We start from the raw sequence: 13,365 nt of genomic DNA, 5'->3' as shown, positions 1-13,365 counted from the left end.
GATGTCCCGATGGGCATTCATGGGGCAAGTCCCCGACTGAATAGTTAAAGGAATTGAAATGCCAAGACGTAGAGAAGTCCCCAAGCGCGACGTATTGCCCGATCCTAAGTTCGGCAGCGTTGAATTGACCAAATTTATGAACGTACTGATGATTGACGGCAAAAAAGCCGTTGCCGAGCGCATCGTATACGGCGCGCTTGAGCAAATCGCTAAAAAAGTACAAGGCAAAGAAGCTATTGAAGTCTTCAATGAAGCTATTGCCAATGCCAAGCCTGTTGTGGAAGTGAAAAGCCGCCGTGTCGGTGGTGCGAACTACCAAGTCCCTGTTGAAGTCAGACCTTCACGCAGATTGGCTTTGGCAATGCGCTGGGTGCGCGATGCCGCACGCAAACGCGGCGAAAAATCAATGGATCTGCGCTTGGCGGGCGAATTGATCGATGCCTCCGAAGGCCGTGGCGGCGCAATGAAAAAACGCGAAGAAGTACACCGCATGGCCGAAGCCAACAAAGCCTTCTCCCATTTCCGTTTCTAAATTTGAAAGGCTGAAAAAATGGCTCGTAAAACCCCAATTAACCTGTATCGCAATATCGGTATTTCCGCGCATATCGATGCAGGTAAAACCACTACTACCGAACGTATCCTGTTTTATACCGGGCTGACCCACAAATTGGGCGAGGTGCACGATGGTGCGGCTACTACCGACTATATGGAACAAGAGCAGGAGCGCGGTATCACAATCACGTCCGCTGCCGTAACTTCCTACTGGTCAGGTATGGCCAAGCAGTTCCCTGAGCACCGTTTTAACATTATCGACACTCCGGGACACGTGGACTTTACCGTCGAAGTAGAACGTTCCATGCGCGTGCTGGACGGTGCCGTTATGGTTTACTGTGCTGTGGGCGGCGTTCAGCCCCAGTCTGAAACCGTATGGCGTCAGGCCAACAAATATAAAGTTCCGCGTTTGGCCTTTGTAAATAAAATGGACCGTCAAGGCGCCAATTTCTTCCGTGTTGTCGAACAGATGAAAACCCGTCTGCGCGCCAATCCCGTGCCGATCGTGATTCCCGTTGGTGCGGAAGACGGTTTCGAAGGTGTCGTTGACCTGTTGAAAATGAAAGCTATCATTTGGAACGAAGCCGATAAGGGCGTGACTTTCGAATATGGCGACATTCCTGCCGATTTGGTCGATACCGCTGAAGAGTGGCGGCAAAACATGATCGAAGCCGCAGCAGAGGCCAATGAAGAATTGATGGACAAATACTTGGGAGGTGAAGAGCTGACCGAGGAAGAAATCGTTGGTGCTTTGCGTCAGCGCACTCTGGCAGGCGAGATTCAGCCGATGTTGTGCGGTTCTGCCTTTAAAAATAAAGGTGTGCAACGTATGCTGGATGCCGTTGTCGAATTGCTGCCTGCACCTACCGACATTCCGCCGGTACAGGGCGTTAATCCCAACAGCGAAGAACCCGATAACCGTCAGGCTGCCGATGAAGCTCCGTTCTCTGCGTTGGCGTTCAAAATGCTGAACGACAAATATGTCGGACAATTGACCTTCATCCGCGTTTACTCCGGTGTTGTCAAATCGGGCGACAACGTATTGAACTCCGTAAAAGGCACACGCGAGCGCATCGGCCGTTTGGTGCAGATGACCGCCGCAGACCGTACGGAGATTGAAGAGGTCCGCGCAGGCGACATTGCCGCTGCCATCGGCCTGAAAGATGTAACTACAGGCGAAACCCTGTGTGCCGAAAACGCTCCCATTATTTTGGAACGCATGGAATTCCCCGAGCCGGTGATTCACATTGCTGTCGAGCCGAAAACCAAGGCCGACCAAGAGAAAATGGGTATTGCCCTGAACCGCTTGGCTAAGGAAGATCCTTCTTTCCGTGTGCGCACGGACGAAGAATCCGGTCAGACCATTATTTCCGGTATGGGTGAGCTGCACTTGGAGATCATTGTAGACCGCATGAAGCGCGAATTCGGTGTTGAAGCCAATATCGGTGCGCCTCAGGTGGCCTACCGCGAAACCATCCGCAAAGAAGTCGAATCCGAAGCCAAACACGTCAAACAGTCCGGTGGTAAAGGCCAGTACGGTCACGTTGTGATCAAAATGGAGCCGTTGGAACCGGGCGGTGCGGGCTACGAATTTATCGACGAGATCAAAGGCGGTGTGATTCCGCGTGAATTCATTCCGTCAGTAGATAAAGGTATCCGCGACACCCTGTCTAACGGTATTGTTGCCGGTTACCCTGTTGTCGACGTCCGTGTCCGCCTGACCTTCGGTTCGTACCACGATGTGGACTCTTCGCAGATCGCATTTGAATTGGCTGCTTCCATGGCCTTTAAAGAAGGTATGAAAAAAGCCAACCCCGTTCTCCTCGAGCCGATTATGGCAGTGGAAGTGGAAACTCCCGAAGAGTACATGGGCGACGTAATGGGCGATCTGAACCGTCGTCGTGGCATTGTATTGGGTATGGACGACGACGGTATCGGCGGCAAAAAAGTCCGTGCCGAAGTGCCTTTGGCGGAGATGTTCGGTTACTCAACCGATTTGCGTTCTGCCACCCAAGGCCGCGCCACTTACTCCATGGAGTTTAAAAAATACGCGGAAGCGCCCGCCCATGTGGCCGCAGCCGTAACCGAAGCCCGCAAAGGCTGATTCGGTACCCCGCCAGGCCGTCTGAAGATTCTGGAATCCGTTTCAGACGGCCTTTGTTCTTTGTGATCTTTATTTGTAAAGGAATTAGCTCATGGCTAAGGAAAAATTCGAACGCAGCATTAATCACAGCAAGCTGTTTGCCGACAGACAGAACCATATCAACGGCATTGAAAATTTCTGGAATCAGGCAAAGCGCGTACTGCGCAAATACAATGGAATCGACCGTAAATCTTTCCCGCTTTTCTTGAAAGAATGCGAGTTCCGTTTTAACTTTGGCACACCCTCCGAGCAGCTTAAAGTGCTGCGTCGGTGGTGTGAAATTTAGGGCTTATCTAGTACAGCCCCTACATAAAAGAGAAAAGTACGAAATCCCGCAAAATACAGAAACAAAAAACAGCCGCTTGAAACGGCTGTTTTTTAATTTTTTGGTCGGAGTGAAAGGATTCGAACCTTCGACCCCTTGCACCCCATGCAAGTGCGCTACCAGACTGCGCCACACTCCGACTTGGAAAGCTGCGCATTATATAGAGCTTAACCGTTTCCGGCAAGCGCTTTTTCGATTTTATCCGACAAAGCAGTCAAGCCCGTTTTGATTTCCTCCGCCGTAGCGGCAGGCCGACCGTCCGCATCCAACCCGTTATGGTTGAACACATCGACAAACGGCGCGAAAGTGTCCCGCAGCTTTCTGGCTTTCACCACATCCGCACGGGTATAGTGATCCGCACCGTAGCCCACCACAATGCCGTGTTCCTGCTGCCATTGTGCGAACTGCTTCGGACTGATCTGTGCCAGCTCGCACAATTCGGTCAAACTGAAATAGCGTTTCGCCGGAATCGGGGGCAAATCAACGTTGGCGCTGCTTGTCATAATAATGCTCCACCATGCCTTTCAATTTTTGGCTGGCATGAAAAGTCACAACGCGGCGGGCGCTGATGGGTACTTCCTCGCCGGTTTTCGGATTGCGGCCGGGACGCTGGGGTTTGTCGCGCAGCTGGAAGTTGCCAAAACCCGAAATCTTGATTTCCTCGCCGCGTTCCAAAGTGCTGCGGATCTCTTCAAAAAAAAGTTCGACGATTTCTTTTGCGTCGTTTTTGCTTACGTTGCTTACTTTATCGACCAAAATATCGGCCAATTCGGCTTTAGTCAGTGTCATTTGCTTACCTTTTTATTGTAACGGACGCGGATTTTACCAATTTCCGCTCAGATTTCAAAACATATTCAATAGATTAAGCACGCAATTGTGCCCCCACAGCCGCCGCCGCGTCCACCAGCTTGGCCATTACCGGTTCGACGGCTTCGTCGGTGAGTGTGTTTTCCATGTCCTGCAAGAGTACTTTCACCGCCATGCTCTTCATGCCTTCGGGCAGGCCGGTGCCGCGATAGACGTCAAACAGCGCGATTTCCTGCACCAGCGGGCTGGAAACGGTTTTCAGGCTGCTTTCGAGTTCGGCGTAGGACACGTTTTCGGGCAGTACAAAGGCCAAATCGCGGCGCACGGCCTGGAATTTGGACACGGGCTGATAGCGGGTTTTCTCGCGCTGCAAAACCGCGTCCATATCGACTTCAAACACCAGCGGCGCTTGCGGCAGGTCGTATTTTTGCAGCCATTTGGGGTGCAGCTCGCCGACAAAACCAATCACGCGGCCGTCTGAAACGATTTCGGCGGCGCGGCCGGGGTGCAGCGCGGGATGGGCGGTTTTGACAAACTCGATTTTGCTGTTTTTCAACAGGTTTTCTACATCGGCCTTGATGTCGTAAAAATCGGCGTTGCGCGTTTTTTCGCCCCATTGCTCGGGCATGGCCGCGCCGTAGCACAGGCCGCCGATGCGCTCGTTTTGCGCAAACAGGCCGTCTGAACCTTTGGCAAACACGCGGGCGATTTCAAAAATGCGCACGCGGTTTTGCTTGCGGTTTAAATTGTTTTGCAGGATTTCGACCAGGCCGCCCACCAGCGTCGAGCGCATTACGGCGTATTGCGCCGCCAGCGGGTTTTGCAAGCGGATGGGGTTGGCGTTGGCGGCAAAATCGGTTTCCCACGCTTCATCGACAAAGGCGTAGCTGACCACTTCGCGGTAGCCGCGCGCGGCCATTTCGTTGTACACGGCAAAGCGCGGGCGGCGGGTTTCGGGCAGCGGCAGCATTTTCAGGCTGCCTGAAGTGGCATCGTCGGGGATGTTTTCGTAGCCGTACACGCGGCCGATTTCTTCGATTAAATCGGCTTCGATTTCGATGTCGAAACGGAAGCTCGGCGAGGTCGTCTGAAAGCCGTCGGCGGTTTTTTCAGGCTGCAAACCGAGCGTGCGCAAAATGGTTTCGACCTGTTCGGCGGCGATGTCCACGCCCAACACTTTGGCCACGCGATCCAAGCGCACGGATACGCGTTTTTCAGACGGCAATTCGCCCAGCGCTTCGACCATCTCGCCCGCCTGGCCGCCGCAGATTTGCAATACCAATTCGGTGGCGCGCTCAATCGCATCGGCCTGCAAACGGTAGTCCACGCCGCGCTCGAAGCGGAACGAAGAATCCGAGCCGAAGCCGTATTGGCGCGATTTGCCCGCAATAACGGCCGGCGCAAACCACGCCGCTTCCAGCACGATATTGCGCGTGCCGTCTGAAACTGCGCTGGCCGCGCCGCCCATCATGCCCGCGATGCTCAACGCGCCTTTTTCGTCGGCAATCACCAACGTATTGTCGGCCAGCGTAACGGTTTTTTCGTTCAAACATTCCAGCACTTCACCGTTTTCGGCGCGGCGCACGATGATGCTGCCTGAAATTTTGTCGGCATCGAAAACGTGCATCGGTTGGCCGATTTCCAGCATCACATAATTACCGATGTCCACCAGCGCGGAAATGCTGCGGATGCCGCTGCGCTCAAGCCGTTGGCGCATCCACGCGGGCGTGGCGGCCTGCGCGTTGACATTTTCAATCACACGGCTAATAAAGCGGCCGCAGTCGGCCGGTGCATCAATGCGCACGGGCTGGGTTTTGCCGCTGCTGACAGAGGCCGTCTGAATCACAGTCGGCGCAAATTCACAGCCGGTAAGCGCCGCCACTTCGCGGGCGATGCCCTTGATGCTTAAGCAATCAGCGCGGTTGGGCGTGATTTTCAGCGTAAACAGCGTGTCGTCCAAATCCAGATAATCGCGGATGTTCGCACCGACGGGCGCATCGGCAGGCAGGACATGCAGGCCGTCCACACCATCATCGGGCAAGCCCAACTCTTTGGCAGAACACAACATTCCGTTCGATTCCACCCCGCGCATCTTGGTCGGCTTGATTTTGAAATTGCCCGGCAACACCGCGCCCGGCAGCGAACACGGCACTTTGATGCCCGCTTTCACATTCGGCGCACCGCACACAATCTGCACCAACTCACCCGTACCCGCATCAACTTGAGTAACGTTCAAACGATCGGCATCAGGATGTTTTTCAACGGATTTCACTTCGGCAATCACCACACCTGCAAACGCAGGCGCGGCAGTCTCGGCTTCTTCCACTTCCAAGCCGGACATGGTTAACAGATGTTCCAGCTTATCGGCAGAAAGTTCGGTATCGGCTTGGGTTTTCAGCCAGGAGTAGGAGAATTGCATGGTTTTACTCTTTCGGATTTAAAATTTGATGGTTGTCCTGTTTTGGATATTTTCTTCTTCAAGCAATGCTGCCAAATCGTTATAGAGACCTGACAAAGGTCTCAGAAAATCTGTACCGTTGATATTCTTTGGCATTTCATGATTCTGCCGCTGATAAAATTCTCTGACTTCTTCATAAGTACTTATTTCTGCTTCCTGCTGATCTCGGGAAACCGGAACATCCGGCAGATACATAGCCAAAAATCCGACCCTTTGAAAATTGCGGATTTTTGCCTTGCTGGTAAATTCTCTGTAATCAGTAAAGAAACCGACACCGAGAATATCTGTCGTATAGCCGGATGCAAGCAGTCTCTCCCGCGCATAGTTCGACTTTACCGACAACCACAGATTGTTGGGCAGACACATCAGGACAAAATCTCCGTAAGACTGGATTTCCTGATTACTGGTTTTGAAAAAACGGCTGCCGTCAATCAAATCTGCCAATGCCCTTTCCAATAAGGTTTCAGAAATTGTACCCAGATTGGAAACGCCGCTTTGAGATTCGGAATCCGTCTGAGTTCTTGTCCAAGCCAGTCGGTTTAATGCGTCAATTTTGGTTTTAAAGCGGATAAAGTTTTCTGCACCAACATCTTCTTCCATTAGAAGAGCTACTGTTTTCAGCAGAATATCCGCATTCAAATGGACGTGTTTCAGCACCGCACCAAAAGCAGGAAATCGGTTTGCAAACATCCAAGCCAATTTTTGATGGGGATTCTTTCTGTAGTCTGCAGGAGCAGTGCCAACAGATTTTCTCAGCCTCCTTTGTACTTCGGGGGATAATGCGTTGTATAAACCTTCTGCCCTTTCTTTGAAATCATCCCAATCCAGAGACATCAATCTTCCGTGATTTGGCAATCCGGTATAAAGCAACGCATAAAGCGGACGGTAAAAACCTTCGGTTTCTTCCAAATCATCCCATTCACATTCGGCTTCAGGCTGCAATACGATATTTTCTATGCATTTCATTAAGAGACCCAATTTCAAAAATTACTTGGCAAAATCTCGGGTAAAAAATAAAATGTGCGCAATTTGGTACATTTTTACACCCTGATATGAAGCAGATACACATCAAACTGGACGACACCCTTCACAACAAATTGGTTGCACACTGCAAATCAAACCAGCTCAATATCCAAGAATTCATCGAATTCCAACTGTATTCCAGCTTTAGGAAAACGAAGCCGGTACAAAACCCGCCATTTCGTTTTATCGACCTGTTTGCGGGCATCGGCGGCATCAGGCTGCCGTTTGAAGAAGCAGGCGGACAATGCGTATTCAGCTCGGAAATCGACAAATTCGCCAAAACCACCTATCACGCGTTCTACGGCGACGTTCCACACGGCGACATCACCCAAATCACGCCGTCTGAAATCCCTGATTTCGACCTACTGCTGGCAGGTTTCCCCTGCCAGCCGTTCAGTCAGGCAGGGCTGAAAAAAGGTTTTACCGACACACGCGGGACAATGTTCTTCCATATCGAGGAGATCATCCGCCAAAAACGTCCGAAAGCCTTTCTTTTGGAAAACGTAAAGGGATTAAAAGGGCATGACAAGGGGCGGACTTTCAAAACTATTTACGATTCCCTAAGCGCTCTCGGCTACACCGTCAGTGCCAAAGTGATGGCTGCAAAGGACTTCAACCTGCCGCAAAACCGCGAACGCATCTATATCGTCGGATTCCTGTCCGAACAGGATGCAGAACAGTTCAAATTTCCCGAGCCGATACCCAAAACCGTCAGCGTGGGGGACATTTTGGAAAAAAACCCAGACCCCAAATACACTATTTCAGACAAACTCTGGCAGGGACACCTGCGGCGGAAGGCCGAACATCGGCAAAAAGGAAACGGTTTCGGGTATGGTTTGTTTAATGCCCAATCTGACTATACCAACACCATTTCCGCACGCTACTACAAAGACGGATCGGAAATCCTGATCGAACAGAAAAATGCCAACCCCCGCAAACTTACCCCGCTGGAAGCCGCACGGTTGCAGGGATTCCCTGATGAAATAGTAGAAAAAGCCAGAAAGCGCGGTGTGTCGGACGTTCAGCTTTACAAACAGTTCGGCAATTCAGTCGCAGTAAACGTCATCCGCAGTATTGCCCAAAACATCATTCCCCTGCTTTAAACACTGCTTTGCCGAAATGCAGCCTGAAATTTTTCGGGCGGGTATTTCGGCATTTTTCACAACATCTCCTCCCCAAAACCGAAACACCGTCCAACCCTCTTCTTTCAGACGGCCTGTTACTTCGGCATCGCGCCGTATGTTGCGTTCGATTTTTTCAAGCCAAAATTCCCGGTTGCTCTTGATGTCGTTTTTGCGCTTTTCCCAGTCTTTGCCATGCCAAAACTCTCCATCCACAAATACGGCGACTTTGTATTTTTTAAAACTGAAATCCGGCTTGCCGAAAACGGTTTTGCTGTTTTTCCGGTAACGAAGCCCGAGTTTCCACATGGCCTTAGCCAGCAGAAGCTCGGGTTTCGTGCCCTTGCTTTTGTTGGCCTGCATACATTTTCGGCGTTGTTCGGCGGTCAGTCTGTCCATCAGAATAGGTCGTCTGAAACGTTTGCTCAAAACCTGTGTGAATTCAGGACGTAATGCGTCGCGAATTTGGGAGCCGGCGTCTCTATCGAATCGCTCTTGTACTTTAACAGGCAGCCTGAAAACTTTTCAGACAGCCATTTTCAAGAAAACTGCTTCAAAAACGCCAAGTCGTTGTCAAAAAACAGGCGCAAATCGTTTACGCCGTAGCGCAGCATGGCGAAGCGGTCGAGGCCGATGCCGAAGGCGAAGCCGGTGTATTTTTCGGGATCGATATTGACGTTTTTCAACACGTTGGGATGCACCATGCCGCAGCCGCCCACTTCCAGCCATTTGCCGTTGTCGCCCATGATGTCGATTTCGGCGGAGGGTTCGGTGAAGGGGAAGAACGAGGGGCGAAAGCGCACCTGCAAATCGTCGCGCTCGAAAAAGCGGCGGATAAAGTCGGTGAACACGGCTTTAAGGTCGGCAAAGGTTACGCCTTCTTCCACCCACAGGCCTTCGGCTTGGTGGAACATCGGCGAATGGGTGGCGTCGCTGTCCACGCGGTACACGCGGCCGGGGGCGATGATGCGGATGGGCGGCTCTTTTTTGTCGAGCATGTAGCGGATTTGGATGGGCGAGGTGTGGGTGCGCAAAACGTCGCCGTTTTCGACATAAAAAGTGTCCTGCATGGCGCGGGCGGGATGGTCTTGCGGGATGTTGAGCGCTTGGAAATTGTGGAAATCGTCTTCGATTTCGGGGCCGTCGGCCACGTCGAAGCCGAGTCCGTGGAAGAGTTCGACCACGCGTTGCAGGGTCAGGGTAACGGGATGCAGGCCGCCTTGCTCTTGGCTGCGGCCGGGCAGGGTAATGTCGAGCGCTTCGGCGGCCAGGCGCTGTTGCAGCTTGGCTTCGTTCAGCGCATCGCGCTTGGCGTTGTAGGCAGCCTGAAAACGATTTTTGCACTCGTTGATGTGCGCGCCGACGGTTTTGCGCTCTTCGGGCGACATTTGTCCGAGCTGCTTGAGCAGGGCGTTGAGTTCGCCGGTTTTACCGAGATATTGGGCTTTGACAAGTTCAAGCGTCTGCTGGTCGGCAGCGGCTTCGATGGCGGCGATGCCGGCGGCGGTGATACGGTTTGCATTTTCCATGATTGTTTGCCTGTATGTGACGGCCGCCGTACCGGAATCAACAAAGGCCGTCTGAATGTTCAGACGGCCTTATCATTTCGCTGCGGCCGCTCCGCTGGATATTGAATGGGCGTTATTTTAGCGCAAACTGACATTTTTTGCACAAGAAAAACAGATGTTTCGGAAAAGAATCAAACACATAAACAAAAAAGGAAACCGAAGTTTCCTTTTTTGTTTTATACGGTCAAAAGCAATTAAGCAGCCAAAGCGGCTTTTGCTTTTTCTACCAATTGGGCAAAGGTAGCTTTGTCAAATACAGCCAAATCAGCCAATACTTTACGGTCGATTTCGATAGCGGCACGTTTGAGGCCGTTCATGAATTTGCTGTAAGACAAACCGCTTTCACGCGCACCGGCGTTGATACGGACGATCCATAGTTGACGGAATTGGCGTTTGCGCTGACGGCGGTCGCGGTAGGCATATTGGCCTGCTTTCATGACTGCCTGTTTGGCAACGCGGTAGACGTTTTTACGGCGTCCGCGATAGCCTTTGGCCAATGCTAATACTTTTTTATGACGGGCACGTGCGGTTACACCGCGTTTTACGCGTGGCATAGTTCAAACTCCTTTAAGCGTAGGGCAACATTTTGGCAACAGAAGCCAAATCGCGGTCGTTTACCATAGAGGTGCCGCGCAGCTGGCGTTTGTTTTTGGTGGTTTTTTTGGTCAGGATATGGCGCTTGAACGCATGAGCGCGTTTTACGCCGCCGTTACCGAGCACTTTAAAGCGTTTTTTCGCGCTGGACTTGGTTTTCATTTTAGGCATGGGAAAACTCCATTCGTTTTTTAGATAAGGCATAAGGGGGTTTGAGTCTCTTTTCAAACGCTTGACACCCGAATGCCACGGTTTTTGCCGCTCAAATCAAACTTGCCTTGCGCGGCGGACAAGGCAAGCGGCGGATTATAGTTTTATTTTTTCTTGGGCGCAATCATCATAACCATTTGGCGGCCTTCCATTTTCGGGAAGGATTCGATTTGCGCCACTTCGGCCAATTCTTCTTTAACGCGCTCCAAAAGCTGCGCGCCAAGCTGTTGATGCGCCATTTCGCGTCCACGGAAACGCAGGGTTACTTTCACCTTGTCGCCGTCGGCCAAAAAGCGGTTGATGTTGCGCATTTTGATTTGGTAATCGCCTTCGTCCGTACCTGGGCGGAATTTGATTTCCTTAATCTGCACCTGCTTTTGGTTTTTCTTGGCCTCGTCACGTTTTTTGGCCTGCTGGTATTTATACTTGCCAAAATCCATGAGCTTGCACACGGGCGGTTTGGCAGTCGGGGAAATCTCCACCAAATCGACATCCTGCTCTTCGGCCATAGCCAAAGCTTCACGGACAGACACAACACCAAGCTGTTCGCCTGTACCACTGATCAATCGCACTTCTTTAGCGGTAATTTCGCCGTTGATTCGTGCTTCGCGTTCTTGAGCGATGGTAATACTCCTTTTAACAATTAATAATTTACTGAATCTCGGCCATTTCCACTTTCAAGCGGGAGATAAAGTCGTCAAGATTCAATGAACCCAAATCTTCTGCCTTGCGGCGCACAGCCACTTGGCCGTTTTCCTTTTCTTTATCGCCAACCACAATCTGATACGGGAAGCGGTATTGGCTGTTGTCACGGATTTTGTAGCCGATTTTTTCGTTACGTAAATCCAATTCAACACGGAAACCTTCTGCACGCAGTTTTTCAACCACTTCACGGCAGTAATCCGCCTGATTTTCGGTGATATTCATCACCACCATCTGAACCGGTGCCAGCCACAATGGGAACGAACCGGCGTGGTTTTCAATCAGAATACCGATGAAGCGCTCCAAAGAACCCAAAATTGCGCGGTGCAGCATCACCGGACGAGCGCGGTCATTGTTTTCAGTTACATACTCGGCATTCAAACGCTCGGGCAAAACAAAATCAAGCTGCAAAGTGCCGCACTGCCAAGAACGGCCGATGGCATCTTTAACATGGTATTCGATTTTCGGGCCGTAAAACGCACCCTCACCCGGCAATTCCTCCCACTCCACGCCGCAAGCAGTCAGCGCATCGCGCAAACCCTGCTCGGCCTTATCCCAAATTTCATCGGAACCGGCGCGCTGCTCGGGACGCAGAGAGAGTTTTACGGCCACATCGTTAAAGCCGAACTGGCGGTAAATCCGCACCAAAAGCTCGTTAAAACGGCGGGCTTCATCAACAATCTGCTCTTCAGTACAGAAAATATGTGCATCATCCTGTACAAATCCGCGTACACGCATCAGACCGTGCAAAGCACCGGAAGGCTCGTTGCGGTGGCACGAACCGAACTCGGCCAAACGCATCGGCAGGTCGCGATAGGAGCGCAGGCTGTTGTTGAAAATCTGAACATGACCCGGGCAGTTCATCGGCTTGACCGCATATTCGCGTTTTTCCGACTGGGTAACAAACATATTGTCTTTGTAGTTTTCCCAGTGGCCGGATTTTTCCCAGAAGGTTTTATCCATAATCTGCGGCGTTTTGACTTCGCGGTAGCCTGCCGCATCAAGCTCTTTACGCATATGCTGCTCGATGGCCTGCCACAATGCCCAGCCGCGCGGATGCCAAAACACCATGCCCGGGGCTTCGTCTTGCAGATGGAACAAATCGAGCTGTTTGCCCAAGCGGCGGTGGTCGCGTTTTTCCGCCTCTTCGATACGCTGGATGTAGGCTTTTAATTCGTCTTTGCTTGCCCATGCCGTACCGTAAATACGTTGCAGCATCTCGTTGTTGCTATCGCCGCGCCAGTACGCGCCAGCCAGCTTGGTCAGCTTGAAGTTTTTCAGGAAACGGGTATTGGGAACGTGCGGCCCGCGGCACATATCGACGTATTCTTGGTGATGGTACAAACCCATTTCCTGTACATCAGGCATATCGTCAATCAGGCGCAATTTGTAATCTTCGCCGCGCTCCTGGAAGATTTTGACGGTTTCGGCACGCGGGGTCATGATTTTGACCACATCGTAATCCTGATTAATCAACTCTTTCATCCGCGCTTCGATGGCGGCCATATCTTCGGGCGTAAACGGTTTTTCCGTGGCGATGTCGTAATAAAAGCCGTCTTCGATTACCGGCCCGATAACCATTTTGGCATCGGGATAAAGCTGCTTGACGGCGTGTCCGACCAAGTGGGCACAGGAATGGCGGATGATTTCGACGCCTTCTTTGTCTTTGGGCGTAATGATTTGGACGGAAGCGTCTTCATAAATCGGATCAGACGCATCGACCAAGCGGCCGTTTACCTTGCCTGCCACCGTCGCTTTCGCCAGACCCGAGCCGATAGACGCGGCAATCTGTGCCACGGTAACGGGGGCTTCGTACTGGCGGACGGAACCGTCAGGCAGGGTGATATTCAACATCAAAAACT

13 protein-coding genes, 1 tRNA gene and 1 pseudogene are annotated in these 13,365 nt (G+C 51.7%); 4 read left to right on the top strand and 11 right to left on the bottom strand.

The features are described from left to right. Positions 1–58 precede the first annotated feature (58 nt). The 3 genes and pseudogenes from rpsG to CGZ77_RS09875 form a co-directional block, all read left to right on the top strand. A complete protein-coding gene (gene rpsG, locus CGZ77_RS09885) occupies positions 59–532 on the top strand; it encodes a 30S ribosomal protein S7 (RefSeq protein ID WP_009424946.1) in 474 nt (157 codons plus the stop codon). 18 nt (positions 533–550) lie between these two features. Beyond that, the gene (fusA, locus tag CGZ77_RS09880; protein ID WP_009424947.1) at positions 551–2,656 is read left to right on the top strand and encodes an elongation factor G; all 2,106 of its coding nucleotides are present in this window, start codon (positions 551–553) and stop codon (positions 2,654–2,656) included. Positions 2,657–2,774: 118 nt separating this feature from the next. Continuing rightward, positions 2,775–2,981 (top strand): annotated as a pseudogene (locus tag CGZ77_RS09875) (transposase); the annotation flags it as partial. A 101-nt stretch (positions 2,982–3,082) separates the two neighbouring features. On the opposite strand, the gene CGZ77_RS09870 reads toward CGZ77_RS09875, so the two are convergent. The 5 genes from CGZ77_RS09870 to CGZ77_RS09850 form a co-directional block, all read right to left on the bottom strand. Then, positions 3,083–3,159: transfer RNA gene (locus tag CGZ77_RS09870), tRNA-Pro, on the bottom strand. A 28-nt stretch (positions 3,160–3,187) separates the two neighbouring features. Further along, positions 3,188–3,523: a hypothetical protein gene (locus CGZ77_RS09865; protein WP_009427160.1), complete on the bottom strand. Its 336-nt coding sequence runs from the start codon at positions 3,521–3,523 to the stop codon at positions 3,188–3,190. After that, a complete protein-coding gene (locus CGZ77_RS09860) occupies positions 3,501–3,809 on the bottom strand; it encodes an integration host factor subunit alpha (RefSeq protein ID WP_009427159.1) in 309 nt (102 codons plus the stop codon). Before CGZ77_RS09860 ends, CGZ77_RS09865 begins: the two co-directional genes overlap by 23 nt. A 73-nt stretch (positions 3,810–3,882) precedes the next feature. Then, positions 3,883–6,246, bottom strand: coding sequence for a phenylalanine--tRNA ligase subunit beta (gene pheT, locus CGZ77_RS09855; RefSeq protein ID WP_094031152.1), 2,364 nt, complete (start codon positions 6,244–6,246; stop codon positions 3,883–3,885). An 18-nt stretch (positions 6,247–6,264) separates the two neighbouring features. Then, positions 6,265–7,251, bottom strand: a complete 987-nt coding sequence (locus CGZ77_RS09850; RefSeq protein WP_009427157.1) for a hypothetical protein — start codon at positions 7,249–7,251, stop codon at positions 6,265–6,267. 86 nt (positions 7,252–7,337) lie between these two features. On the opposite strand from CGZ77_RS09850, the gene CGZ77_RS09845 reads away from it, so the two are divergent. After that, on the top strand, positions 7,338–8,411 hold the full coding sequence (locus CGZ77_RS09845) for a DNA cytosine methyltransferase (protein WP_009427156.1): 1,074 nt from the start codon (positions 7,338–7,340) through the stop codon (positions 8,409–8,411). On the opposite strand, the gene CGZ77_RS09840 is transcribed toward CGZ77_RS09845, so the two are convergent. From CGZ77_RS09840 to thrS, 6 genes are all read right to left on the bottom strand, one after another. Then, positions 8,355–8,828 (bottom strand): very short patch repair endonuclease, encoded by a 474-nt coding sequence (locus tag CGZ77_RS09840; RefSeq protein ID WP_009427155.1) that lies wholly within the window; start codon positions 8,826–8,828, stop codon positions 8,355–8,357. The two genes, CGZ77_RS09845 and CGZ77_RS09840, sit on opposite strands and share 57 nt — an antisense overlap. Before the next feature lie 140 nt (positions 8,829–8,968). Then, positions 8,969–9,958, bottom strand: a complete 990-nt coding sequence (pheS, locus tag CGZ77_RS09835) for a phenylalanine--tRNA ligase subunit alpha (protein ID WP_009427154.1) — start codon at positions 9,956–9,958, stop codon at positions 8,969–8,971. A gap of 233 nt (positions 9,959–10,191) precedes the next feature. Next, complete coding sequence (gene rplT, locus CGZ77_RS09830) at positions 10,192–10,551, bottom strand: 50S ribosomal protein L20 (protein WP_009427152.1); 360 nt, start codon at positions 10,549–10,551, stop codon at positions 10,192–10,194. Positions 10,552–10,564: 13 nt separating this feature from the next. After that, the gene (gene rpmI / locus CGZ77_RS09825; RefSeq protein WP_002232040.1) at positions 10,565–10,762 is read right to left on the bottom strand and encodes a 50S ribosomal protein L35; all 198 of its coding nucleotides are present in this window, start codon (positions 10,760–10,762) and stop codon (positions 10,565–10,567) included. A gap of 143 nt (positions 10,763–10,905) precedes the next feature. Next, positions 10,906–11,430 carry a translation initiation factor IF-3 gene (gene infC / locus CGZ77_RS09820; RefSeq protein ID WP_083479456.1) on the bottom strand — a complete coding sequence of 175 codons (525 nt, stop codon included), beginning with the start codon at positions 11,428–11,430 and terminating at the stop codon, positions 10,906–10,908. 22 nt (positions 11,431–11,452) lie between these two features. Continuing rightward, positions 11,453–13,357 (bottom strand): threonine--tRNA ligase, encoded by a 1,905-nt coding sequence (gene thrS, locus CGZ77_RS09815; RefSeq protein ID WP_009427149.1) that lies wholly within the window; start codon positions 13,355–13,357, stop codon positions 11,453–11,455. Positions 13,358–13,365 lie beyond the last annotated feature (8 nt).

Source organism: Neisseria sp. KEM232 (assembly GCF_002237445.1).
Taxonomy (GTDB): Bacteria; Pseudomonadota; Gammaproteobacteria; order Burkholderiales; family Neisseriaceae; genus Neisseria.
This window is presented reverse-complemented; position numbering and strand designations above follow the sequence as displayed.